Origin of the sequence: Synechococcus sp. MIT S9503 (assembly GCF_047304175.1) — a bacterium.
Classification (GTDB): Bacteria; Cyanobacteriota; Cyanobacteriia; order PCC-6307; family Cyanobiaceae; genus Synechococcus_C.
Genome location: NZ_CP138955.1, coordinates 1,354,972 through 1,378,701, shown reverse-complemented (window position 1 = coordinate 1,378,701; position 23,730 = coordinate 1,354,972). Strand labels below are relative to the sequence as shown.

General features: G+C 60.0%; 27 protein-coding genes and 1 tRNA gene. 12 read left to right on the top strand and 16 right to left on the bottom strand.

Translation table 11 applies throughout. The features are described from left to right. Positions 1-31 precede the first annotated feature (31 nt). A complete protein-coding gene (locus tag SIB56_RS07905; RefSeq protein WP_413327226.1) occupies positions 32-628 on the bottom strand; it encodes a bifunctional nuclease family protein in 597 nt (198 codons plus the stop codon). Between the two features lie 65 nt (positions 629-693). Between SIB56_RS07905 and SIB56_RS07900 the strand changes: the two genes are divergently transcribed. Beyond that, entirely contained in the window at positions 694-1,341 is a 648-nt protein-coding gene (locus tag SIB56_RS07900) for a riboflavin synthase (RefSeq protein WP_413323429.1), read from the top strand. A gap of 73 nt (positions 1,342-1,414) precedes the next feature. Then, a complete protein-coding gene (locus SIB56_RS07895; RefSeq protein ID WP_413323428.1) occupies positions 1,415-2,005 on the top strand; it encodes an HdeD family acid-resistance protein in 591 nt (196 codons plus the stop codon). 67 nt (positions 2,006-2,072) lie between these two features. Here the strand turns inward: SIB56_RS07895 and SIB56_RS07890 are convergent, their stop codons facing one another. The 4 genes from SIB56_RS07890 to SIB56_RS07875 all read right to left on the bottom strand — a co-directional run bounded on the left by SIB56_RS07890 (position 2,073) and on the right by SIB56_RS07875 (position 5,615). Continuing rightward, positions 2,073-2,429, bottom strand: coding sequence for an AbrB family transcriptional regulator (locus SIB56_RS07890; RefSeq protein WP_067092772.1), 357 nt, complete (start codon positions 2,427-2,429; stop codon positions 2,073-2,075). Between the two features lie 95 nt (positions 2,430-2,524). Then, positions 2,525-3,127 carry a heme-copper oxidase subunit III gene (locus SIB56_RS07885; protein ID WP_413323427.1) on the bottom strand — a complete coding sequence of 201 codons (603 nt, stop codon included), beginning with the start codon at positions 3,125-3,127 and terminating at the stop codon, positions 2,525-2,527. Then, the gene (gene ctaD / locus SIB56_RS07880) at positions 3,124-4,794 is read right to left on the bottom strand and encodes a cytochrome c oxidase subunit I (protein WP_413323426.1); all 1,671 of its coding nucleotides are present in this window, start codon (positions 4,792-4,794) and stop codon (positions 3,124-3,126) included. Before ctaD ends, SIB56_RS07885 begins: the two co-directional genes overlap by 4 nt. Further along, positions 4,791-5,615, bottom strand: coding sequence for a cytochrome c oxidase subunit II (locus SIB56_RS07875; RefSeq protein ID WP_413323425.1), 825 nt, complete (start codon positions 5,613-5,615; stop codon positions 4,791-4,793). The genes ctaD and SIB56_RS07875 overlap by 4 nt, the downstream gene beginning before the upstream one ends. Positions 5,616-5,846: 231 nt before the next feature. On the opposite strand from SIB56_RS07875, the gene SIB56_RS07870 reads away from it, so the two are divergent. From SIB56_RS07870 to SIB56_RS07840, 7 genes are read left to right on the top strand one after another with little or no spacing between them, the layout of a single operon-like run. Continuing rightward, positions 5,847-6,776 carry a COX15/CtaA family protein gene (locus SIB56_RS07870; protein ID WP_413323424.1) on the top strand — a complete coding sequence of 310 codons (930 nt, stop codon included), beginning with the start codon at positions 5,847-5,849 and terminating at the stop codon, positions 6,774-6,776. After that, entirely contained in the window at positions 6,769-7,776 is a 1,008-nt protein-coding gene (locus SIB56_RS07865; RefSeq protein WP_413323423.1) for a heme o synthase, read from the top strand. The genes SIB56_RS07870 and SIB56_RS07865 overlap by 8 nt, the downstream gene beginning before the upstream one ends. 28 nt (positions 7,777-7,804) lie before the next feature. Continuing rightward, a complete protein-coding gene (locus SIB56_RS07860) occupies positions 7,805-8,818 on the top strand; it encodes an ATP-binding cassette domain-containing protein (protein ID WP_413327224.1) in 1,014 nt (337 codons plus the stop codon). A gap of 41 nt (positions 8,819-8,859) precedes the next feature. Then, positions 8,860-9,717: an ABC transporter permease gene (locus SIB56_RS07855; protein ID WP_413323422.1), complete on the top strand. Its 858-nt coding sequence runs from the start codon at positions 8,860-8,862 to the stop codon at positions 9,715-9,717. 4 nt (positions 9,718-9,721) lie between these two features. Continuing rightward, positions 9,722-10,213, top strand: a complete 492-nt coding sequence (locus SIB56_RS07850; RefSeq protein ID WP_413323421.1) for a hypothetical protein — start codon at positions 9,722-9,724, stop codon at positions 10,211-10,213. A 6-nt stretch (positions 10,214-10,219) separates the two neighbouring features. Continuing rightward, the gene (locus SIB56_RS07845) at positions 10,220-10,936 is read left to right on the top strand and encodes an N-acetylmannosamine-6-phosphate 2-epimerase (RefSeq protein ID WP_413323420.1); all 717 of its coding nucleotides are present in this window, start codon (positions 10,220-10,222) and stop codon (positions 10,934-10,936) included. A 28-nt stretch (positions 10,937-10,964) separates the two neighbouring features. After that, positions 10,965-11,138, top strand: coding sequence for a hypothetical protein (locus SIB56_RS07840; protein ID WP_413327454.1), 174 nt, complete (start codon positions 10,965-10,967; stop codon positions 11,136-11,138). Between the two features lie 25 nt (positions 11,139-11,163). On the opposite strand, the gene groL is transcribed toward SIB56_RS07840, so the two are convergent. Next, positions 11,164-12,837: a chaperonin GroEL gene (groL, locus tag SIB56_RS07835; protein WP_413323419.1), complete on the bottom strand. Its 1,674-nt coding sequence runs from the start codon at positions 12,835-12,837 to the stop codon at positions 11,164-11,166. Positions 12,838-12,966: 129 nt separating this feature from the next. On the opposite strand from groL, the gene SIB56_RS07830 reads away from it, so the two are divergent. Continuing rightward, positions 12,967-13,143 carry a hypothetical protein gene (locus SIB56_RS07830; RefSeq protein ID WP_413323418.1) on the top strand — a complete coding sequence of 59 codons (177 nt, stop codon included), beginning with the start codon at positions 12,967-12,969 and terminating at the stop codon, positions 13,141-13,143. 18 nt (positions 13,144-13,161) lie between these two features. On the opposite strand, the gene fabG is transcribed toward SIB56_RS07830, so the two are convergent. The 3 genes from fabG to SIB56_RS07815 are packed head-to-tail and all read right to left on the bottom strand — an operon-like array spanning position 13,162 to position 15,892. Continuing rightward, a complete protein-coding gene (gene fabG / locus SIB56_RS07825; protein WP_413323417.1) occupies positions 13,162-13,914 on the bottom strand; it encodes a 3-oxoacyl-[acyl-carrier-protein] reductase in 753 nt (250 codons plus the stop codon). Between the two features lie 47 nt (positions 13,915-13,961). Next, the gene (locus SIB56_RS07820) at positions 13,962-15,062 is read right to left on the bottom strand and encodes a potassium channel family protein (protein WP_413323416.1); all 1,101 of its coding nucleotides are present in this window, start codon (positions 15,060-15,062) and stop codon (positions 13,962-13,964) included. Beyond that, complete coding sequence (locus SIB56_RS07815; protein WP_413323415.1) at positions 15,062-15,892, bottom strand: glycosyltransferase family 9 protein; 831 nt, start codon at positions 15,890-15,892, stop codon at positions 15,062-15,064. Before SIB56_RS07815 ends, SIB56_RS07820 begins: the two co-directional genes overlap by 1 nt. A 71-nt stretch (positions 15,893-15,963) precedes the next feature. Between SIB56_RS07815 and ispD the strand changes: the two genes are divergently transcribed. Next, positions 15,964-16,635, top strand: a complete 672-nt coding sequence (ispD, locus tag SIB56_RS07810) for a 2-C-methyl-D-erythritol 4-phosphate cytidylyltransferase (protein WP_413327222.1) — start codon at positions 15,964-15,966, stop codon at positions 16,633-16,635. Here ispD and SIB56_RS07805 read toward each other — a convergent pair. Both SIB56_RS07805 and SIB56_RS07800 read right to left on the bottom strand, forming a co-directional pair. Next, the gene (locus tag SIB56_RS07805; RefSeq protein ID WP_413323414.1) at positions 16,626-17,516 is read right to left on the bottom strand and encodes a S66 peptidase family protein; all 891 of its coding nucleotides are present in this window, start codon (positions 17,514-17,516) and stop codon (positions 16,626-16,628) included. The genes ispD and SIB56_RS07805 overlap by 10 nt on opposite strands. A 26-nt stretch (positions 17,517-17,542) precedes the next feature. Continuing rightward, positions 17,543-18,409, bottom strand: coding sequence for a 4-hydroxybenzoate polyprenyltransferase (locus tag SIB56_RS07800; protein WP_413327220.1), 867 nt, complete (start codon positions 18,407-18,409; stop codon positions 17,543-17,545). A 128-nt stretch (positions 18,410-18,537) separates the two neighbouring features. Here SIB56_RS07800 and SIB56_RS07795 point away from each other — a divergent pair, with 128 nt between their 5' ends. Further along, the gene (locus SIB56_RS07795; RefSeq protein WP_413323413.1) at positions 18,538-20,199 is read left to right on the top strand and encodes a Ppx/GppA phosphatase family protein; all 1,662 of its coding nucleotides are present in this window, start codon (positions 18,538-18,540) and stop codon (positions 20,197-20,199) included. Here the strand turns inward: SIB56_RS07795 and SIB56_RS07790 are convergent. The 5 genes from SIB56_RS07790 to lgt all read right to left on the bottom strand — a co-directional run bounded on the left by SIB56_RS07790 (position 20,183) and on the right by lgt (position 23,725). Then, the gene (locus SIB56_RS07790) at positions 20,183-20,965 is read right to left on the bottom strand and encodes a helix-turn-helix domain-containing protein (protein ID WP_413323412.1); all 783 of its coding nucleotides are present in this window, start codon (positions 20,963-20,965) and stop codon (positions 20,183-20,185) included. The genes SIB56_RS07795 and SIB56_RS07790 overlap by 17 nt on opposite strands. Positions 20,966-21,306: 341 nt before the next feature. Further along, positions 21,307-21,507: a hypothetical protein gene (locus SIB56_RS07785; RefSeq protein ID WP_413323411.1), complete on the bottom strand. Its 201-nt coding sequence runs from the start codon at positions 21,505-21,507 to the stop codon at positions 21,307-21,309. A gap of 504 nt (positions 21,508-22,011) precedes the next feature. Continuing rightward, positions 22,012-22,083, bottom strand: a tRNA-Val gene (locus tag SIB56_RS07780). A 38-nt stretch (positions 22,084-22,121) separates the two neighbouring features. Continuing rightward, positions 22,122-22,877, bottom strand: a complete 756-nt coding sequence (gene cobM, locus SIB56_RS07775; protein ID WP_413323410.1) for a precorrin-4 C(11)-methyltransferase — start codon at positions 22,875-22,877, stop codon at positions 22,122-22,124. Beyond that, on the bottom strand, positions 22,874-23,725 hold the full coding sequence (gene lgt, locus SIB56_RS07770; RefSeq protein WP_413327217.1) for a prolipoprotein diacylglyceryl transferase: 852 nt from the start codon (positions 23,723-23,725) through the stop codon (positions 22,874-22,876). Before lgt ends, cobM begins: the two co-directional genes overlap by 4 nt. Positions 23,726-23,730: the final 5 nt, after the last annotated feature.

Sequence of the window (23,730 nt, the reverse complement as noted above, 5' to 3'; positions counted from 1 at the left end):
CGACGCAGAACCGGGCGTGGGAGAGTGCTGCTCAAGGGCTCTGGGTGTCGCCCTGGGAGTCTCTGGGATCGCCTGGCGGGCGTGATTCGAGATGTCGCCCCAGAGCGGCAGGATTGATCTTGTCGAGAAAACGGCGGAATTCATCACGATCCTCCGCATCCGCTTCGGCGTCCACGGCGATGGAGGCTTCCGCCACGACCTCCTCCAGCATCCAGATGCTGCTGCCGGTTCGGATGGCGAGTGCGATCGCATCGCTGGGGCGTGCGTCGATCTCAAGGAGGTTGTCATCAGTGCCGATGCCAGCCTCAACCTCCTCCTCGGTCGCCTCCCCGGCGGAGACATCGCTGATCTGATCGCTGTCGCAAAGGCGCAGAACGGCTCTGAAGGTGCTGTCTTCGATCGCATGGATGATCACCCGCTCCAGCTGCAATCCGCCTGCCTCCAGCAATGCCGCCATCAGGTCGTGGCTGAGAGGTCTCGGCTGGGGGGTGTCATTCAGGCCGGCCATGATGTTGTGGGCCTGGGCCTGATCGATCCAGATCGGCACCTGGCGGCTGCGGGAAGGGTCCCGAAGCAGCACGATCGGACTCCGGCTGCTGGCATCAAGGGCGATTCCCGCCACGCTCATCTCGACCAAGTACGGCTCCGCCGCTGTCTCGATTATGACCAGTGCAGAGGGGATGGAGACGGTCAATGTTCACCGGGTTGGTCCAGGCGGTCGGTCAGGTCGAACGACGTGGTCGCGCGCTGCTGGTTGGAGGCTGCAGTGCTTTCGCTCCCCTGCAGCTTGGCGACAGTGTTGCGGTGGATGGTGTCTGCCTCACGGTGGCGTCTCTTGTGGGTGATGGATTTCTGGCGGATGTGAGTGAGGAGACTCTGCAGCGCACCACCCTTGGCGCCAAGGCAACCGGTGGTGGATCGGTGAATCTTGAGCCCGCTCTGCGACTGTCCGATCGTCTCGGAGGGCACCTGGTCAGCGGCCATGTGGATGGCATCGGTGAGGTGGTCGCCGTGGAGTCTCTGCCTCAGTCATGGCACCTTGAACTGCGCTGGCGGGATGCGGACTTCGGCCGCTACATCTGCGACAAGGCCAGTGTCGCGGTGAATGGCATCAGTCTCACGGTGGCGGGCTGTGCCGATGGCGGGGCTCGGTTCTGGCTGGCTGTGATTCCACACACCTGGTCGGTCACGGCGCTGCGTGATCTGCAGGTGGGGGATGAGGTGAATCTCGAGATCGATCTGCTGGCTCGCTACACGGAACGGCTCATCGGTGCCGCTGAGCAACAGGGTGAGGCCTCACCGATCAGCGCAGCCTGGCTTGCGGAGCATGGCTGGAGCTGAGCGGCAATCAGAAGCAATGGACGGATCTGTGAGGTCTCAATACCTTTCGGATGTTGTTCACTCTGAACTTTTCATGACTTCCGAGGACCGCTCCGAAGCGCTGGGCACCTTCAAAGCCTTCTCGATCGCCGAAGGCATTCTTCTGATCGTTCTGGGGGTTCTGGCCCTGATCTTCCCGGTCATTGCTTCGTTCTGGACCACCGGTGTCATCGCCGTGCTGTTTCTCGTCGGCGGTGTGGTCGGCTGGATCAGCAACCTTGCCCGTTCCGGGCGCATGGGGCGCTGGATCTGCTTCTGGCGCCTGGTGGTGTCCACACTGTTCATCGTGGCCGGCGGCTCGATGATCAGTAACTTCCGTGATCCCGGTGAAGCTGCGGAGCAGGTCGCTGCCTTCGCTCTGGCCATCGGCATTGTCTTTCTGGTGGAGGGCGTTGTGGCCTTCGTCAACGGACTGGCCAACAGCGGTCAGTCCGGCTCAGGATGGGCCATCGCCAATGGAGTGATCACATTCATCCTTGGTCTGCTGATCGTCACCCTCAAGTTCTGGGGTCTGCTCTGGGTGCTCGGCACGCTGGTGGGCATCAGCTTCCTGTTCAGCGGCATCGAGCTGATCGCCTTCAGTTCCAGCATCGACGACAGCCAGGATCCTCCGGCAATCGCCTGACCTGACCACGTTCGGGGGAAGTCGCTGTCAGCGGCTCCCCTGGACTCTCCATGCCGTGATCGGTGATTCAGGAGGATTCGGCAAGCGGCAGAAGCGTGATCGTGCCGGAGTCCTTGTTCAGCTCGATTTTGAATTCCTGGCCGGGAACGAGATCGAGCCGTTTTGTGTAGGCATGGCCGATCAGAAGATTGCCGTTGCCGTGAACGCGCGTGCGGAACTCGGCCTGGCGTCCTCTGCTGCCCCCACCTGAGCCACCGTTGCTGGATGGAAGTTTGTAACCCTTGGCTTCTACCAGGGCTCTGTAGAAACTTTTGCGCATCAGACGACCACTCGGGCCGACGTAACCGCAGCCACGTGCGATTTCATCTTCCGGGCGGTTGCTGAGAGCGCGCGCCTTGTTCAGTAATTCCTCTCCAACCAGCATGTCTATCGGAAAAGACACATCAATTCTGACCCCAGACTGCAACCCGGGCAAGGATTCCATCGAAGTTCTGTCACCTGAATCGATCTTGATGCTGGTCAGATCAGGTAGAGAATCACGAACAGAATGACCCAGATTCCGTCCACGAAGTGCCAGTAGAGCTCGGCGGCCTCGAGTGGAAAATGATTGCTGGCGCTGACACGTCCTGAGGGTGTGCGGCATTGCCACCACACAATCAGGATCATCAGTGTGCCCAGAGTCACGTGCAGTCCGTGGAACCCCGTGAGCGCGTAAAAAGTGCTTGCGTAGAGGTTGTCTGTCAGTCCGAAGGGCAGGGTGAAATACTCCACCATCTGACTGGCGAGGAATGCCAGGCCGAGCATGGCGGTGAGCATCAACCAGAGCCGACAGCGTTCATTGTTCGCTCTGCGCAGATTCAACCCGGCGCGGTGAAACGTTGCACTGCTCACCAGCAGCAGAACGGTGTTGAGCGTGGGCAACGGAAGTTCAAGTTCGTAGATCGCACCGGGCAGCAGCGGATTCACGGCCTTGAAGGTGAGATAGGCGGCGAAGAACCCGGCGAAGGTCATGGCGTCAGCCACAAGGAACATCGCCAGGCCGAACATGCGGTGATCGGGATGTTCCGATCCGTGGTCGTCGCCGTGATCGACCGGCTGGTTGTGGGGGGTGAGTGTGGTCACTGGCCGCCTCTCCAGAGATCGCTGCCACTGGCGGATCGGAGGTCGATCTCATCGGCTGGGGTGCCGTATCCGTAGGGATGGGTCACCAGAGGGGCTTCGCCCTTCCAGTTCTCAACCGGTGGCGGCGATGTTGTGAGCCATTCTGGGGTGAGTGCTCTCCAGGGGTTGTCGCCTGCGATGGAGCCATAGAACGCACTGGCAATCACATTCCAGAGGAAGGGGAGAGTGCTGATGGCCATCAGCAGTGCTCCAGCGCTGCTGATCTGGTTGACCAGTTCGAACTGCGGGTCATATTCGGCCACCCGCCTCGGCATGCCGTTCAGGCCAAGCCAGTGCTGGGGGGCAAAGCAGAGGTTGAAACCGACGAAGGTGAGCAGGAAGTGCAGCCGGCCGAGATGTTCATTGAGCATGCGACCAGTGATTTTGGGGTACCAGTGATAGACCGAAGCGAATATCACGAATACCGATCCGCCATAGACGATGTAATGGAAATGGGCGACCACAAAGTAGGTGTCATGGACGTGAACGTCGAAAGGCACCTGAGCAAGGGCGACACCAGTGATTCCTCCCAGCACGAAGTTGACAATGAAACCGCAGGAAAACAGCACGGCACTGTTGAGACTGATGCGTCCGCCCCAGAGCGTGGCCAACCAGTTGAAGAATTTGATGCCTGTTGGAACGGCAATGAAAGCTGTCGCGATTGTGAAGAAGAGGCGCATCCAGGGTGGAGTGCCACTTGTGAACATGTGGTGAGCCCACACCACCAGTCCCAGGCCGACGATGGCCATGATCGAGTACACCATGGTTGTGTAGCCGAACAGGGGTTTGCGGCAGTGAACCGGGAGAATTTCGCTCACCAGCCCGAAGGCGGGCAGCACCATGATGTATACCGCTGGGTGCGAATAAAACCAGAAAAGATGCTGGTAGACGACAACATTCCCACCAAGACCGGGATTGAAAAATCCTGTGTGAGCAACAATGTCGAAGCTCAGCATGATCAGTGTTCCCGCCAGTACCGGCGTGGAAAGAACCACAAGAATGCTGGTGCCCAGCATCGCCCAGCAGTACATCGGAAGCTGCATGAGCTTCAGCCCAGGACGGCGAAGCTTGAGAATCGTCGCAATGAAATTAATGCCACCGAAGATTGAACTTCCACCCAGAAGAAGAACACTCAGGATCCAGATAATCTGACCTGCGGCTGGCGTTGTGAGGCTGAGTGGTGGATAAGCCGTCCATCCAGACTGTGCAGCACCCGTGATGAAGTAGCTGCTGATAAGCATCAGACCCGCTGGAGGAATCAACCAGAAGGCAACGGCATTAAGCCGGGGATAGGCCATATCCCTGGCTCCCACATAGAAGGGAATCAGATAATTACCGAAGGCCCCGTTCACCACGGGGACAATCCAGAGAAAGATCATCACCGTTCCGTGCAGGGTGAGGATCTGGTTGTAAACATCCCTTGGCATGAAGTCTGAGACCGGGCTCAGCAGTTCGGTTCTGATCGCTCCCGCCATGGCGCCGCCCACCAGATAGAACGCGAATCCGCAGACGAGGTACTGGATGCCGATCACCTTGTGGTCGACGCTGAAGCTCAGATAGCGGAGCCATCCCGTGGGTTGCAGGGAGGGTGCAGCTGGTGCTGTTTGCTGGGGAGCGGTGATCGTCATGCTTCGGACACAGGGAGCTTTCGATTGGACTGGAACCAGCTGTCGAAGTCATCAGCGCTGTCGACGATCACGCTCGAGCGCATCCCCCCGTGATATGGACCGCACAGCTCTGCGCAAACGATCGAGTAACTCCCCGTTCGGGTCGGGGTGAAGTCCAGAACCGTGGGTTGTCCAGGGATCACGTCCTGCTTCAGGCGGAATTCAGGAATCCAGAAGGCATGGATCACGTCCTTGGCCTCCATCCGCAGAGAAACCGGGCGATCAACAGGTACATGCAGTTCACCGGAAATGAAGTCTCCGTCCGGGTAATGGAAGAGGAATGCGAACTGCATCGCTGTCACCTCCACCGGAAAAGGCGTGATTCCGGTTGTTGTTGCCGTCTGAGAGTCCTGAGTGGAACCAATGCCGCCCCAGATGCGCTGATCAGTCGTTGTCGACGCGCCGTGATTGGCGTGCCCAAGAGGCACCATTCCTCCCATGCGTTCGTAGATGTCGTAGCTGTAAAGCCCAACAAACAGAACGACGATTGCAGGAACAGCTGTCCAGAACACTTCAAGAGGGAGATTTCCTTCAAGTGCCAGTCCATCTCCGAGCTGTCCCGGACGACGACGGAAACGAATAAGGCTGAAAACAATCAAGCCAACTATTCCCACGAACAGAATTGTGCCAATGCTGAACAAAACACGAAACAACTCGTCGTAAATGGGAGCGTTGGCGCTCGCATCAACAGGAAGAAGATTGATGTTCTGGCCGATCCACAACCCCCCGAGCACGAGGAGCATTCCCAGAACAAGGGTCAGAATTGCTGAGGGGATGGGCACCCCGAACCTCAACTTGAGTTACTTCAGGCTATGGAGGTTGGATGACAATCACCACGCGTTGATTGTTAAGCAAGCCTGAAAATCCTTCAGGTTTTCTGAGTTCAAGGGGGTGCTTGTCAGCAAAGTCGCATCAAGTCTGAGATTACAGATGTTGCAGTCAGCTACACATCGTGCCGTTTTGATTCAGATGGCTACGTTCCGTGGATAACCATCTCCATTAAGGAGTCTGCGTTGACTGCATCGTCTCTGAATTCGATCCGTCTGCGTCTGGCTCAGTTGGCTGCCCATCTTGTGGTGGCACTTGTGGCGCTGGTGGTGATCGGAGGAGCGACAAGGGTCATGGAGGCGGGACTCGCCTGCCCAGATTGGCCGCTTTGTTACGGCACGCTGCTTCCCGGTCGTCAGATGAACGTCCAGGTCTTTCTGGAGTGGTTTCATCGTCTTGATGCCTTCGTGGTCGGCGTTGCACTGCTGGTGCAGATGGCCGTCGTCTGGTGGTTTCGCCGTGACCTGCCCGGGTGGTTGCTCCCCCTGAGCGGCCTGCTCGTGCTGATGGTGGCTCTTCAGGGAGGTCTCGGGGCACTCACGGTTCTGCAGTTGCTGCCTTCAGGGGTGGTCACGGCTCACCTGGCCCTTGCTCTCACGCTGGTGATCACCGTCAGTGGTCTCACCCAGACCCTTCTTGCGGCTCCTCAGTCAGCGGAGGCACCGCGCTGGTGGACCTTGCTCGGATCGCTGAGCGTGATGGCGGTGTCAGCCCAGTGTCTTCTCGGTGCCCGCATGGCAACGTCCTGGGCTTCGCAGCGTTGCCTTGAGGCTGGCCAGTCATGCCAATGGCTGCACTGGCACCGTGCCGCTGCCACTCCGGCAGCGCTCTGCGTGCTGCTGTTCGTGCTGACAGCCCTGGTCAGCGGCAGCTGGGGTCGCTCTCAGTGGCCGCTTCTGCTGGGGGCGGTACTGCTGGTGGCCACACAGATCGGTCTCGGTGTCACGACCCTGCGTCTTGGCCTTTCACAGCCGGAGGTCACCGTTGCTCATCAGCTCGTGGCCTGTCTTCTTGTGGCCGTTCTCGCTGCCCTGACCTGCCGACGTCAGCCGGCTCCGCCTGATCCTCTGCCCGTCGTTCTCGACTCTTCCTCTCTGGAGGCCTGTCATGGCTAGTTCCACCTCTGCTGCATCCTCGGCACCGCTCACGCGCGAACAGGTTGTTCCCTCTCGCAAGCGCATCAAGCTCCCTCCCTGGCTTGAAGTGGCCAAGCCGAGGCTGATTCCCCTGCTGCTGGCCACCACTCTCGGAGGGATGGCTCTGAGTGAAGGCTGGCCGCTCTCCTCTCCGCGGCTGGCCTGCACGCTCGGTGGAGGAGCGCTCGCCGCTGCAGCTGCAGGTGTTCTCAACTGCCTCTGGGAACAGGAGCTGGATGGCCGCATGCAGCGCACAAGCGGCCGTGCTCTGCCTTCTGGCCGACTCTCGCCCACTGCGGCATTCGTGGGTGCCGTCTCTTGCACCCTGGCGGCAGCAACGCTGCTTGTCAGCGGTGTGAACTGCCTCGCGGCAGGTCTCTCACTGCTAGGACTCTGCAGTTACGTGCTGCTTTACACAGCACTGCTCAAGCCGCGAACAACCCAGAACATCGTTGTTGGAGGTGTCGCCGGCGCCATTCCCCCTCTGGTCGGAGCCGCGGCAGCCACCGGGCATGTCGGCCTGGGGGGCTGGTGGTTATTTGGGCTGGTGATGGTCTGGACTCCCGCGCATTTCTGGGCTCTGGCGCTGTTGCTGCGCGATGACTACCGTGCCGTCGGCATTCCCATGCTGCCGGTGGTGGAGGGGCCTGTCGTCACCGCGCGCGCCATCCTTCGTTACGGCTGGGCCACCGTGCTGGTCAGCATGCTGGGGATCTGGGCCTTGCCGGAGGGAGGGCTTTTCTATGGCCTTCTGTTGCTGCCCTTCAACGGACGTCTTCTGCACATGGTTGGCAAGCTTGCGGAGGAACCCGACAGCACTGACCGAGCCAAAGATCTGTTCCGCTGGTCGATTCTCTATCTGTTCGGCATCTGTCTGCTGCTCATCGTCAGTCGTCAGTCCGCCGCTGTTCTGTTTGATCTGCAGATCAGGGGCTGGCTGACGGCGCTGTCGGCAAGTGTCTCTGGGATTGCTTCCTAGATTTCAAAGGATTGTTTCCGTGGGCGGGATGTCACTGCTTGAGCTGGATCAACTGGAGAAGTCCTACGGGACCGTTTCGGCTCTGTGTGGACTCAGTCTTTCTGTTCCCTCCGGCTGCCTTTACGGCTTGCTGGGTCCCAACGGTGCCGGCAAGACCACGGCGCTGCGCATCCTGGCCACGCTGCTGGCCCCTGATCAGGGACGGGTGGTCGTCGCTGGGATTGATGCGCTTCAGGAGCCACGCACGGTTCGACAACTGATGGGTTATGTGGCTCAGGAGGTGGCGATTGACAAAATTCTCACCGGTCGCGAGCTGCTGGCTCTCCAGGGAGATCTTTACCACCTGTCTCGGCAGAAGCGAAACGAGCGCATTGATCAGCTGGTGGACAGGATGTCGATGGGCGAGTGGATCGACCGTCGCTGCGGCACCTACTCCGGCGGCATGCGTCGACGTCTTGATCTCGCATCCGGACTTCTGCACCAACCACAGCTGCTTGTTCTGGATGAGCCAACGGTCGGTCTCGACATCGAAAGTCGCGCCGTGATCTGGGAGGTGCTGCGAGATCTTCGCGATCAGGGCACCACGATTCTGTTGAGCAGTCACTACCTCGAAGAAGTGGAGGCTCTCGCTGACCGGATGGCCATCATCGATGCCGGTCGGGTGATCGCCGAGGGTGCGCCGGAAGCTCTCAAGCAGCAGCTGGGCGGAGACCGGGTGACGCTTCGGGTGCGTGAATTCAGCGATCAGCCTGAAGCTGAGCGGGTGTGCCGGATTCTTGAAGTGGTGACAGGTGTGAGGCGGATTGTGATCAATCGTGCTCAGGGCTATTCACTCAATCTCGTCGTCGATGGTGAACATGTGCTCTCAACTCTCAAGGAGCGGCTGGCAGGCGAGGCGCTTGAAGTGTTCTCACTGTCACAGAGCCGACCCAGTCTCGATGACGTCTACCTGCAGGCCACCGGTCGCACCCTGATGGATGCCGAACTTGCCGTCGCGGGGCAGCGCGATCCCAAGCGGGAGCGACGACAGTCGATGCGTTGAAATCCTCCTCATCTGCTTTTCTTTTCGTCCTCGCCCTGTCAATGACCAGTCCTGCCCTCGGTACCAGCACTTCTCAGTCCGATAACCGTTCAGCTTTCTCCGAGCTTGTGCAGGAAACGTTCGCGCTCACACGACGTCTGTTCCTGCAGCTTCAACGACGTCCGTCCACCCTGGTGGCCGGTGTGCTGCAGCCCCTGATCTGGCTGGTTCTGTTCGGTGCGTTGTTTTCCCGGGCTCCTGAGGGACTGTTGCCGGGAGGCATGAGCTACGGACGCTTCCTCGGTGCCGGAGTGATTGTCTTCACCGCATTCAGTGCTGCTCTCAATGCAGGTCTTCCTGTGATGTTCGATCGTGAATTCGGGTTCCTGAATCGTCTGCTGGTGGCGCCACTGCGCAGTCGCAGTTCGATTGTTCTGGCTTCTGTCATCTACATCACAACACTGAGTCTTGTGCAGAGCCTGGCGATCATGGTCACGGCATCCCTGCTCGGCTATGGATGGCCAGGTGCCGCCGGCTTGTTGCTTGTGGTGGTCACCCTGTTGCTGCTGGTGTTCGCGGTCACTGCGTTGAGCCTCGGTCTGGCGTTCGCCTTGCCTGGACACATCGAGCTGATTGCAGTGATTTTTGTGGCCAATCTTCCCCTGCTGTTCGCCAGCACCGCGCTGGCGCCTCTCAGCTTCATGCCCCCCTGGCTGGGCTGGCTTGCATCACTAAATCCCCTTACCTTCGCGATTGAACCCATTCGTGCCGCCTATGCCGGCCCGCTGGATCTGTCCTCGGTTCTGCTGGAAGCGCCCTACGGCGCCGTCACCGGGACCACCTGTCTGCTGGTTCTGACACTGCTCACAGCCGCGTTGTTCCTGCTGATCCGTCCACTGCTCAACCGCAAGCTCGCCTGATTCCGTGAACCATTCCCCCTATCAGCATCAGGACCCCCGCCAGCTCGATCTTGAGCAACAGATGGAACAGGCGCTGCAACAGCAGGATCGTCAGTTGCTGTCACGACTGGAGCTGCAGTGGGTACATCGCTTCGGTGTCGACTCACTACCCAGTGGATTCACCGCTGCTGAGGAGCCCGCGGCCCCATCCCTGGCTGATCAGCAGCCTTCATTCGTGGCGATCGCGCCGGAGAAATCAGATGTTGATTCAGAGCCAGAACAGGTCACGGCCAAATCCTCCGAACCTGAGCTGGTCAACCCAGGACTGAATCGTTTCACGTCCCTGCTGAGGAATTGTCTGGATGATGTGGGTCGTGTCGTTGATTCTGAGATCGATCCCGAGATCGCTGCCGGCACCCCTGTCCAGGCTCTTCGCCCTGTCCCAGCCGCTGGTCCTCAGCGGTTGCGTCGCTGGCTGACTCCTGTCAGTCAAAACGATCTGCCCAAGGCGTCCTGAGGCGGCATGGTCGTTCCGACGGTGAATCGCCTCGCTCCTGAGCATCTCAAGGGCGGCCTGATCGTTTCGGTTCAGGCACCGGAGGGTTCTCCGATGCGTCATCCCGATGTGATCTCCGCCATGGCCGAGGCAAGCCTTCGCAACGGGGCCATCGGGGTGAGGCTGGAGAGCCCGGAGCACATCGGAGCGGTTCGTGAGCGTTGTCCGGATGCTCTGATCGTGGGCCTCTGGAAACGCTCCTTCCCTGACAGTTCGGTCTACATCACGCCCCGCTGGGAGGACATCAGGACTGTCTGGGCGGCAGGTGCTGATGTGATCGCTCTGGATGCCACTGCGCGCACCCGCCCTTGCGGAGAGGAGCTCGAGACGCTGGTCAGGCGTGCCAAATCAGAGCTCAGTGCGACTCTGATGGCTGATGTCGACAGTGTGGAGAATGGTCTAAGGGCTTCATCTCTCGGATGTGACTGGGTGGGGACAACCCTGTTTGGATACACCGAGGCCACAACCCAGCTTTCCCCGCCGGCATTGCATCTGTTGCATCCACTGCGACAACAGCTGCCCTTATCCACAATCCTTATCTGCGAGGGGGGAATCTCCTCGGCAGCATCAGCAGCTGATGCCCTGGTCACGGGAGCGGATGCGGTGGTTGTTGGAACAGCGATCACCGGCGTGGATCTCCAGGTGGCCGCCTACTGCCGTCAACTGAAAAGGCAGACTGGGTGAGTCCCGCGAGACTCATGCCATGTTGCGCTTGATTTCCCTCCCGGCAATGGTCGGCGGACTGGTCCTTTCCATCCCGGTTGCAGGGCTGCCCATGGGTGAGCTGCAGGCTCTGAACAGAGAGCTTGGACATCTCTGCAGCAAGCCCCCTCGCGAGGCACTGGCGGTGTGCCGTATTCACGCGCGCCTGGTGCAGGCTCTCTGAGCCATCCAGGCGCGCAGACGGGGCATCACATCATGCCGCCCATTCCACCCATGCCGCCCATTCCACCCATGCCGCCCATTCCACCCATGCCGCCCATCGGGTCTCCACCCGGTGCTGCCGGAGCAGGCGGTTCGGGTTTGTCGGCCACCACCACTTCAGTTGTGATCAGCATTGATGCAATCGACACTGCATCCTGAAGGCCAAGGCGAACCACTTTGGCGGCATCGAGAATGCCTGCCTGAAGCAGGTCCTCGTAATTTCCGGTCACAGCATTGAATCCCTGGCCGGAGCGCTGAACCTGCTCGACCACGACATCCCCGTTCGCTCCTGCGTTGATCGCGATCTGCTTGAGGGGAGCGCTCAGCGCGCGCTGAACAATCTCAACGCCCGTACGCTGATCTCCCTGCAGCTCAGCGGCAACGGAATCCAGGCTTCCCGCCAGTTGCAGCAGAGTGGAACCACCTCCGGCAACGATGCCTTCCTCAACGGCTGCCCTGGTTGCATTGAGGGCATCCTCGATGCGCAGCTTGCGGTTCTTGAGCTCGGTTTCGGTGGGGGCTCCCACCTTGATCACCGCCACGCCGCCAGCGAGTTTGGCAATTCGCTCGCTGAGCTTTTCGCGGTCGTAGTCCGATTCGGTGTTGTCCAGTTCACGGCGGATGGAGGCCACCCGTTCAGCCACGGCGTCGCGACTCTCCTCACCGGCAACGATCGTGGTGCTCTCCTTGCTGATGGTGATCCTGCGGGCGCGACCGAGATCAGCGAGGGTGACTTTTTCAAGGGTCATGGCCCGGTCTTCGCTGATGACCGTGCCGCCGGTGAGGATGGCGATGTCTGCCAGAGCTGCCTTGCGGCGCTCACCGAAGGATGGTGCGCGAACCGCCGCGACCTGCAGAACACCTCGGTTCTTGTTCACAACGAGTGTTGCAAGTGCTTCCCCGTCGACCTCTTCGGCGAGCACCACCAGAGGTGAGCCCGACTGCTGCACAGCTTCGAGCACAGGAACGAGGTCCGCCACCGCACTCACCTTGCGGTCGGTGAGGAGCAACAGTGCATTGTCGAATTCGCAGATCTGACGGTCACCGTCGGTCACGAAATACGGAGAGCTGTACCCGCGGTCGAAGGCCATGCCCTCGGTGACATCGAGCTCTGTGGCCAGTGATTTTGACTCCTCCACGGTGATCACACCGTCAACGCTCACCTTGTCCATGGCTTCCTTCACCATCTGGCCAACTTCCTCATCGCCGCCGGCGCTCACGGTGGCCACCTGACGGATGGCATCACCACTGACGGACTGGCTTCGCTCAGAAAGACCTTTGACAATGTGAGCGACCGCGGCTTCCATTCCGCGACGAAGTTCGATCGGGCTGGCTCCAGCTGCCGTGTTGCGGAGTCCTTCCTCAACCATCGCCTGTGCCAGAACGGTGGCGGTGGTGGTGCCGTCTCCGGCCTTGTCCTTGGTCTTCGACGCCACCTGCTGGATCAATTTTGCGCCGATGTTCTCGAAGGGGTCCTCGAGTTCGATCTCCTTCGCAATCGTGTCGCCGTCATTGATGATGTCGGGTGCTCCGAATGACTTCTCCAGCACCACGTTGCGGCCGCGCGGGCCGATGGTGACGCGTATGGCATCGGCGAGAGCGTTCATACCCCGCTCCAGCGATGCGCGGGATTCATCCGAAAAACTGAGAAGCTTGGCCATGTTCGACACTTACCCGTTCGTCAATGTCCCACAACGACAGGTCTGCTGACTTGTTGCCGGAAGTGGGGAAAGCCGAATCATCGAGCCTTGATTCCTGCTGGAAAGGTCTCCGCTCGTTAGCGTTGACTCATGACCAACTCAGGGGCGCTGTTTTTCGTTCTGCTGACCGGTCTGGCCGGGATCATGGCCCTTGTCTATGTACCGCTGCGTATCTTTCTCACGGCCACCGAGCGCAGTCGGCGTTTCAGGCTGCTGCAGCGAATCCGCAGGCTGAGAGATGAGCTCGGGCAGCCGCTTGAGCCCTGATGCTGTTGTGCTGTCGTCTCAGCCCATCACCATGCCGCCGTCAACCTGCAAAACCTGACCCGTGATGTATGCGGCAGCGGGATCAGCGGCCAGGAATCGCACCGCCCCAGCAACCTGCTCAGGAGTTCCGAACTGTCCCAGTGGGATGGCGGCGAGGATGCCCTCAGCATCGAGATCCTTGGTCATGTCGGTGGCGATGAAACCAGGCGCAACCGCATTCACAGTGATCCCGCGGCTGGCCATTTCCTTCGCGGTGCTTCTGGTGAATCCCACGACGCCCGCCTTTGCGGCGGCGTAATTGGACTGCCCGGCGTTGCCCATCAGGCCAACGACTGAGGTGATGTTGATGATGCGTCCGCTTCTCTGCTTGAGCATCGGGCGGGCGACCGCGCGGGTGCAGAGAAACACACCGCTCAGATTGAGATTGATGACCGCCTGCCAGTCCTCGGTCTTCATGCGCATCAGCAGACCGTCGCGCGTGATACCGGCGTTGTTCACCAGCACATCGATCCGTCCACTCCGCTCAATCACTGTCTTGACCAGTGAATTCACGGCCTCTTCCTCAGCCACATTGGCCTGCAGGGCGTAGGCCTGACCTCCGGAGTCCTTGATTTCGGCGACCACTGCATCGGCGGCATCGGGAGAGCTCGAGTAGTTCACCACCACTTCCGCTCCGGCTTCAGCCAGGGCGAGTGCAACAGCCCGGCCGATTCCACGGCTGGCTCCTGTCACCAGAGCGATCTGGCCATCGAGGGTGCGGGTGGTGCTCATGCAGGAACCTGTGACCGGCTGATCGTACGGACCTGCAGGGACGACGCTCACTCATTCGGCTGCATGCCGCGCATCGTTTCCACCGCATCGATGGCGTCGCCAAGAATCCCGCGTAGATCCTGAAGTTGCTGCTTGCTTCCCATCACAACCAGCATCTGCCCCGGGGCCAGCGTGACCTCACCATTGGGGTTGGCCAGCAGAGTGTTGTTGTCGCGGATTGCTAGCACCATGGCTCCGGTTCGACGTGCCAGGTCCAGTTCCTGAAGGCTGCGATGGGAGATCTGACGCATCAGCGACGGATCCTCACTCAGACGGAATTCCTCGATTTCACAATCGGATCCCGCCAGCAGATCGGTGAAGTCGACCGCCAGCGGACGCAGAGCCGTTGTCGCCATCAGTCGGCCTCCGGCCACGTAGGGGCTCACAACCACACTTGCTCCTGCCAGTTCGAGCTTCGCCGCCGCCTCCTCGCTGTCCGCACGGGCGATCAGGCGACAACGCTTCTCCAGCCCGCGGGCGCTCAGGATCACGTAGAGATTGGCGGCATTGCTCGGCAGTGCAGTCACCAGGCTGCGGCAGCGATCGAGTCCTGCCTCCATCAGGGTTTCGTCCAGAGTGGCGTCGGCCTGGAGCACCTTGAGGCCACGTTGTTCAGCGGCCTTCTTGCGGTCAGGGTCGAGTTCGACCACCAGCACCGGAGCTTTTTCGAGCAGCAGCTGCTCACCGATCTCCCGACCGATCCTGCCGTAGCCGCAGAGAATGACGTGGTTCTGCATACGCCGCAGCATTCGGCGAAATCTCAGCTCCCGAACCTGGCGGAAGTAGCCGGATTCTGACAACCCCAGCACCCTTTGGATGGACAGCTGAACGACCAGAAGTCCGCCGGCGATGATCAACACCGTTACCAGTCGTCCCGGCTGCGAAAGAGGCTCCACCTCTCCATAGCCGATGGTGCTGATCGTGATCAGCACCATCCACAGGCAATCTCCCCAGTCCCATCCTTCCGTGATCCGGTAGCCGATGGCTCCACTGAGGATCAGCACGCTCAGTGCCAGGACAGGCAGCAACCACGGACGCGCGAGGTGACGCAGCTGACGAGGACGGACGCTGGGAAGACCCTGGCGTCCGCCGCGTCTCGGTCGTGTCATCAGAAGCCGAGAGCCTGCATCACATCGGCGACGGACAACGAGGACAGATCCTCGTTCTCAAGTCTGCGAATCACATCCCTCTGAGGCAGCTGATCCGGTCTGGCCCCCAGGGCAACCAGAGGCAGTCCGCAGTAGGTGGCAATCAGCTGGGTGAGTGAACAACTGCTGAGCACGACATCCGCGCAGGCCACGGCTGCCGCACGCTCCGCCACCGGCAGGTCTGCCGGCAGCACAAGGCTGCGCAGCTGGGGAAGCTTGCTGCGGATGGTCTCCGGAAGTGACGTCCAGCGTTCGTCGGGCCAATCAACGGGTAATCCTCCCGGAGCCAGCAGAAGCAGCGGGCCGTCTCCGGCGGGCTGTGCGCTGCGTGCTTTCTCCATGGCATCCACAGGCAGGCTCAGCCGAAAGTCATCGGCATTCAGCGAAACACCCATGGGCCTCAGGAAGGCCTCGAGTTTCTGTGGTGTCCAGCCTGGCTCAACCGTTGCCGAGGCTGTGCTGGCAAAGCCTTCCGTGGCAACCCTCATCGGGATATGGCTCATTGACAGCATCAAATTCACCTGCCGACCGGTGGCGAAATTGAGGCATGCCTGGAAGTCAGGCTCCCTCACCAGACCGAGAAGATTGGCCCAGTCCGAGAGATTCGGATCGGCTTCGAAGGGAAAGGGAATCACCTTCTTCACCGCAGGCAGCATGGTCCACAGCGACCGGTGTGATGGATCGCAGGCCACCTGGAGACTGGCCTCAAGCTGCTCAGCGGCGGCAGCGAGAGCCGGCAGCCGCTCAAGCTGTTGCTGAAGGTTTCCAGGGCTGAGAGCGAGAACGCGCATGAACAGCGGCACAGGTGGTGCGAGCTGATTGTATGGAGGCCGTTTCAGCCTGCTGCCAGCAGGAGTCGCTTGTGCATCTGTTGATTGCCGCAGCGGGCAGCGGGCGGCGCATGGGAGCTGATCGCAACAAGCTTCTGCTCAATCTGCAGGGCAGGCCCTTGCTGGCCTGGACCCTGGACGCGGCCTGTGCCGCCGAGGGCATTCGCTGGATCGGTGTGATCGGCCAGCCTGCCGATCACGGGGAGATCAGCTCAATTCTGCAGGCGGCACCCAGATCTGTTGCCTGGATCGAGGGCGGCAGCACACGCCAGGAATCGGTTGAGCGCGGCTTGGCAGCCCTGCCAGGGGATGCAGAGCATGTGCTGATTCACGACGGTGCGCGCTGTCTGGTCGATCCTCATCTGTTTGATCGCTGCGCCGCAGCGGTTCAGGGGGGTGAGGCGGTGATCGCTGCGGCGCCGGTCACCGACACGATCAAGCGCGTGGATGAGCGGGGACTGATCAAGGAAACCCAGGATCGGTCCCAGCTCTGGGCAGCGCAGACACCCCAGGGTTTCGCGGTTGCGGCTCTGCGTGAGGGGCATGCGCAGGCCAGGGCCCTCGGCTGGTCGGTCACAGACGACGCTGCCCTGTTTGAACGCCTGGGCTGGCCGGTCCGCGTGCTCGATGCCGGATCCGCCAATCTCAAGGTCACCACTCCCTTTGACCTGATCGTGGCGGAAGCTGTTCTCGCTCAGCGCTGAGCCGGCAGATCCAGGCTCAGGCTGCCGTTGTCACCATCCAGCTGAGCGCACACGCCCATCGGCAGTGCCGCATTACCGCCGTCACCATGGCCCACCGGCAGGTTCGCGACGACAGGACAACCCAGATCAGCGCTTCGTTCCCGCAAAACCTGCTCCAATTGAAAGCGGTGATCGGGATCACCGCTTTCAGCTTCGTCGCAATCACTGAATCGACCCAAGCCAAGACCAGACAGATCCTGCAGAACCCCTGCGAGACGCCAATGAGTGAGCATGCGATCGAGGCGGTAGGGAGCTTCGCCCACGTCCTCAATCACCAGGATCGCTCCGCGCAGATCGGGGAAGTGCCGGCTGCCCAGAAGGTGTGACGCCACCGTCAGATTCACCGTGACCAATGGTCCGTTCACCCTCCCTCTGACCCAGCCTGTTCCCTCAAGTGACGCAACAGGATGCCCGAACAGCAGATCGTGAAGCCGCTGCTGGCTCCAGGCTGGCTCGCTGGCCAGCGTTGTCACCAGTGGCCCATGGATCCCACCTGCGAAGCCGCTTGCCATGCGGCTGCAGAGCAGAGCTGTGACATCTGAGAAGCCAAGCAACCATCCCTCACTCCAGGGAACGGCCTGCTCCAGAAGACGGGCCGAGCCCCAGCCACCGCGAGCACAGGCCAGCAGAGGGGTCAGCGCGCCCTCGGAGAGATCATGCAGTCGCTCGCTGTCGCGTCCCGCCAGGTAGCCCCAGTGCCGGTCTCGACATGCCGGGGGCTTGACGTTCAGTCCCCATGACTCGAGCACCGCGATCCCGGCCATGAGGCTGGCCTCATCTCTCACAGCCGAGCTGGGTGCGGCAATGGTCACCCAATCGCCTTGCTTCAGGGGAGAGGGCATGGATGAGGGGAATGCGGATTGCGGCATCAGCCCAGACGCGACAGCACCAGACCGATCAGCAGCAAGGTGCCGATCTGGACCTGACGTCCGAAATGGCGCGCATACACAGCAGCAGGCTGCTGTTCAGCGGCTCGGAGAGTTTGCGTGGAGCGCCAGAGCCCGATGGTGGCAATGCCCCAGAACGGCCAGAACAGCACCCCCACATCTGCAGTTGCAGCAGCCACGGCCAGGGATGCTGCGGTCAGACCGTATCCGGCCCGAACGGTTCTGATCGCGTTGCGTCCGAGGGTCAGCGCACTGCTGCGCAGCCCGAGGCGGGCATCATCCGGCCGGTCGGCCATCGCATAGACCGTGTCGAAGCTGAAGGTCCAGCACAGGGTGGAGAACCAGCAGCTGATCAGAGGCGTCGATGGAGTGATGTTGCCTGTGAATGCGGCCCAGGGAATCAACACCGCGAAACCCCAGCAGATCGCCAGCAAAGCCTGTGGGTAAGGAAACCATCGCTTGGCGGATGGGTAGATCAGGATCGGTGGCAGCGCCAGCAGTGCAAGCTGCAGGCAGAGCAGCATCTGGGAAGACAGGCTAAGGACCACCGCCAGAGCCAGCGCCAGCAGCAGCATCAGCACCCCGAACGCCGGGGTCCGGTTGAGCGTGCCGCTGGCGAGCGGGCGCCGCCTGGTGCGTTCCACCTGCCTGTCAATGGTCTGGTCCCAGAGATCGTTGGCGATGCAACCGGCACCACTGACAGCCAGGCCACCGATCAGGATCTGGAGCACAAGGGTGGGAGACGGAGGAGCATCAGGAGCCAGCCAGAGACTCCACCCTCCTGGAACCAGCAGGATCAGCCGGCCGCTCGGTTTGTCCCAGCGCAGCAGAGCCACCCAGGGAGACATGACGCGAGAAAAGGTCGTGCCGGCCACAGTGCGCAGAACCCGATGCTTGGATTTTCGGAACATTAATCAGCGGTGACCCGCCTCTGAGTGCCGGTGGCAGAGTGGATCCGTCTCCATCACGGTGCGCCATGCCAGGTGCCGAGTCTTCTCCAGCGGCCGCGGTGGATGTCAACAATCAGGCAGCGGAATCTGCATTGATACGTGATCCGGGTGTGTCGCGAAAAGTGAGGACCGTGGCTGCGATTGACGTGGGCACCAACTCCACCCACATGCTCGTGGCCTCGGTGGATGTAGCCCTGAGCACCTTCAGCATCGATCTCGCGGAAAAGTCCAACACCCGCCTGGGAGAAAGGGATCCCGATACTGGGGAACTCACCCCTGAGGCCATGGCGAGGGGGCTGGAGAGTCTTCGTCATTTCCGCGAGCTTGCCCTCAGTCATCAGGTGGAGCAGGTCGTCGTTGCTGCGACCAGTGCCGTCCGTGAGGCGCCCAACGGGCGGGATTTTCTGCAGAGGATCAAAGACGAGCTTGATCTGGATGTGGATCTGGTCAGCGGACCCGAGGAGGCGCGGCTCATCTACCTGGGAGTGTTGTCAGGCATGCCCTTCGGTGACCGTCCCCATCTGGTGCTGGACATCGGAGGCGGCTCTACGGAGTTGATCCTTGCCGATGGCAGGGATGCACGCGCACTCACCAGCACACGCGTCGGTGCCGTGCGGCTGCAGAGGGATTTCGTCAAGGACGATCCGATCCCTCCTCACCGCCGCTCCTTTCTGCAGGCATTCATCCAGGGCTCACTGGAGCCAGCCGTCGACAAGGTGCATCGACGCATCAAGCCAGGTGAGAAACCTGTGCTTGTGGCGACCAGTGGCACGGCCATGGCCATCGGAGCCCTGGCTGCCAGTGAAGACGATCGTCCACCGCTGAAGCTGCATGGCTACAGGGTTTCAAAGCAGCGACTGAACCGTGTCGTGGACAGGCTCGCTGTCATGACACCGGAGCAGCGTCGTGGTCTGGCGGCCATCAATGATCGGCGCGCGGAAATCATCGTGCCGGGATCGCTCATTCTGCAGACCACCATGCAGATGCTGGATGTTGACGAACTGGTGCTCAGTGAGCGGGCTCTGCGCGAGGGGCTGATCGTGGACTGGATGCTGCGCCACGGTCTTCTCGAAGACCGCTTCAGTTTTCAGAGCAGCATCCGCCAGCGAACAGTGATCCATCAGGTCCAGCGTTTCGCGGTCAATCAGGCCCGTGCCGAACGGGTCGCCAGCCATGCGCTCAACCTTTACGACAGCACGCACAGAACACTGCACCGGGATGATGGATCAGGGCGCGATCTCCTCTGGGCTGCCGCCATGCTTCACGCCTGTGGTCAGCACATCAACCTCAGTGCTTATCACAAGCATTCCTGGTATCTCATCCGCCACGGGGAACTGCTGGGTTACTCGGAAGCAGAGCATCTGATGATTGCGGCCATCGCCCGGTATCACCGCCGCAGTCTTCCGAAGAAGCGGCATGAGTCATGGCAGGCACTCCAAACACGTGACAACAGGCGGACTGTGTCGCAGATGGCTCTGTTGCTGCGCCTTGCCACCGCGCTGGATCGGCGCCCTGATCCTGTCGTGCAGACGCTGAAGGCTGAGGTCAAAGGCGGTGATCTGATTCTGGAGCTGGTCGCAGAGCGTTTGAATCAGAATCTCAGCCTGGAACAGTGGAGTCTTGAAAGCTGCTCAACCCTGGTGAGGGAGGTCACAGGGCTGCATCTCAAGGTCAGAGTTCAGGACTGAGTCGATACCAGCGCACCTGATCGATGGGGCCCAGGGCCCTGGGTGTGCCATCACCATGACTGACAAGCACGAGGTCCGGCCGTCCGGCGTAGATCTCAAGATCGGGTTCCGCAGGCAGAGATCTTCTTTCCGAGAGAGTGCCCTCATAAACGACTTTGCCCTCGCCGTTGCGGATCGCGAGCCAGCTGGGTTGCTTGCTGCTGATGGAGATCAGCCCAGTGCTCCGCTCTTTGATCTTGTCTATCGATGAGACGGGTTGATCGCTTGTCTGTGTGCGTGTGTCCAGGACCGGTGTCGTTCTGATGAAAGCTTGCTGAACCGTGCGCCGCTGACTGGCCACCACCATGGCTCCACCGGTGACAGCGCCGAGGATCAGAGCCGCAAGCGCCGAGCGTTGCCAGGACATGAAAGAGCCTCTGCGACTTGCGGAATCGATCGCGCTCGGGACGCTGGTTAGTGAACCAGATCCATTGCTGACTTTTTCGGGAACAGACAGAACGCTTTGCAGTCTGTTGATCAGAGGATCGCAATCAAGGCCGAGTTTGGAGGCGACCCGGCGTGTCATGGCTTTGATGAAAACAGGTTCGGGTAATTTCTCAAGATCACCGTTCTCGAGGGCCTGAAGCTGCTCGCTGCCCATTTTCAGAGACTGCGCGAGTTGATCGCAGCTCAGCCCCTGATCGATCCTTGCCTGACGGATCTGATCACCGATCTCCTGCAGGGTCGAGACGGTTGCTTCATTCCTCGCCTGCGCGGAATCTGACAACCACATCCGATCCTCACTGACACTGTTGAGGTGAAATTAAGCTCGTTTTGCGGTTCTGTCAGTGCCTCGAGGCACACACGGAGAGTTGACACATTGCGCACAAACTCCTCATTGGTTACCCGGAGATATTGATGCAGCAGCAAAAACTTGAGATCGGCACTGAAATTGGCTCACTCAGGGAAGAATGATCTGTGACCAGCGCCTGAGTCATGGATCCTGAAGTTCGCAATCTGGTGGTCGCTCAGCTTCTTGTGATCGTGATTCCTGTGGGAACGCTGTTTGCGATCTGGCTCTGGATGCTCACCCTTCGTCGGCTCTGATCCTTGCTTTACCAAAGGTTTTCAGGCGATCCCGATCATTGGAGCCAGCCATTCAGCATGCAGTGCTGTGAGCGCCGACATGTTGAAAGCATGCACCGCAGGATTGGTTTTGTCGGCCACCCAGAGCAGTGCAAAAGGGGCATTCAGGGCGATCTGCATGCGCCAGCGCCAGGTGATGATCGACCAGATTCTCTGAAGAATCGGATTCTTCATTCGAAGCATGGCAGGGTCGCGAATGTTGGAGATCTTGGCGGATCAGAAGATTGAACGGCGATACCGCACCTGTCAGCAAAAAAAAGGAGGGTCCCACCCCTCCTTGGTTCGACGCATCTCCGGATTTGAGCCGAAGACGCGTCGATCTTGCATGAAAAATCGCAAAACATCCGTAGTGATCAACACCCGGAGCATCAGCAGCCACTCCTGACATCATGAACAGGGAATTTCGCATCCATGTCTGGCAGCCGCTCCGTTAGCCGGCTGAGATCAGTGAGCATGGCCAGCGCAGTACGGATCTTGGCATTGGTGACCCAACAGTCCTGTGCAATTCAGGCGGAAATCCGATGATGGAATTCTCCGGTGATGCATCGAGATTGGTTGGATTTCTATCAATCAAACATTCGTATTACAGGGTTTCGGTTTCCTTCAGCAACCAGTATCACGATCGATTGGAAGAACTGATCTCAGGGCGAAGCTTGCTCACTGCAAGCAAATTGAATCAATTTTGAATGGGCGATACTGGATTCGAACCAGTGACCCCTTCCGTGTGAAGGAAGTGCGCTACCACTGTGCTAATCGCCCGAGCTCCACGATCTTAAAACACCACCTGGCGGGTTTTTTCAGTTCTTGGGCCGGAACAGATGGTCATGATCAGGCGAATACAGTTTCGATCGCAGTTTGGTTGATCGAAAAGCTGGACTGATCACATACAGGGTCGTACGGATCAGCTTGCGTTCATGGGTGATCTGTGCCATCTGCTCAAGAGGAACCAGATCCAGCCATTGATCAGGCCAGCTCACCCGGTACCCGATCGCCACAGGAGTGTCTGCCGGATAGTGTTCAAGAAGCGTGGTCTGAACTTCATCCACATGCCGAGCGCTCAGATAAAGACACAGCGAGGCCTGAAGGCCTGCAAGGTGTTTCAGCTCCTCTCGTTGCGGAACACCGGTTCGACCTCCGGTTCGGCTCAGAACGATTGTCTGGACAAGTCCTGGAATGGTCAGTTCCGCTCTGAGCGCAGAGGCGGTTGCCTGATAAGCGCTGATGCCTGGCACGACTTCCACATCGATTCCAGCATCAGCAAGTCCGCAGACCTGTTCACTGAGGGCGCCGTACAGACAGGGGTCGCCATCGTGCAGGCGAACCACGTTTTTTCCAGCGTTGGCGCGTTCGACCATCAGGGGCAGAACCTGCTCCAACGTGAGTGTGCTTGTCCGCACCCGTTCACAACCTGCAGGAGCAAGATCAGCGATCTGAGGTGACACCAGTGAGTCGGTCCAGATCAGCACATCGGCGTTGACGATGCGGTTCTCAGCTCGGCGTGTCAACAGATCAGGTGCACCGGGACCCGCACCCACGATCGAGATCAAGGTCATGAAGGATCCGCCTTTCTCAGTCCTGGATCGGGAAGCTCTGACTTGCGTCCATACAGCCAGAACAGTCCGAAACCTGCAATGGCCATGAGACCGAGACTCATCAACTGGGCGATTCGCAGGCCTCCATCACAGAAAGGAGGTTGCCCGCCCAGGCAGAGAGGGTCGATTCTCAGGCCTTCGATCCAGATCCGGCCCAGGCTGTAGCTGAGCAGATAGATACAGCTCAACGCTCCTGCCGGCAATGGGATCTTGTTCTGGCGACCAAGGCGGAACAGAGTAATCAGCAAGACAAACACTGCGATGTTCCAGAGCGACTCATACAGGAATGTGGGGTGGAAGAACTCGGAATCAACAAATACCTTCGGACGATTGGCGAACGGAATGAACAGTTTCCATGGCAGGTCCGTTGGCACTCCAAATGCTTCGGAATTGAAGAAGTTCCCCCAACGACCAATGGCCTGACCCAGCACCACTGAAGGTACGAGCACATCAAGAACATCCCAGAAGGACACCCGTTGCCAGCGGCAGAAGAGAATCACGGAAAGCGTGCCCCCCAGCAGCGCTCCGTGAATGGCGATGCCGCCTCTCCAGATCGCCAGTGCGTCCCACCACGAGTGTTGATAGGAATCCCATTCGAAGGCGACGTAATAAGTGCGCGCGCCGATCACGGCAGCCAGCACCAGGATCGGCAGCAGGTCACTGATCAGATTGCTGTCAAGGCCACGTTGTTTCGCCAGCCAGCTGGATAGGTTCAGTCCGATCAGCACAGCGACTGCAATCAGCAGTCCATACCAACGCAGCACAAAAGGCCCGAGCTGAAACAGCTCGGGCCCTGGGGAAGTGAAAATTGCAG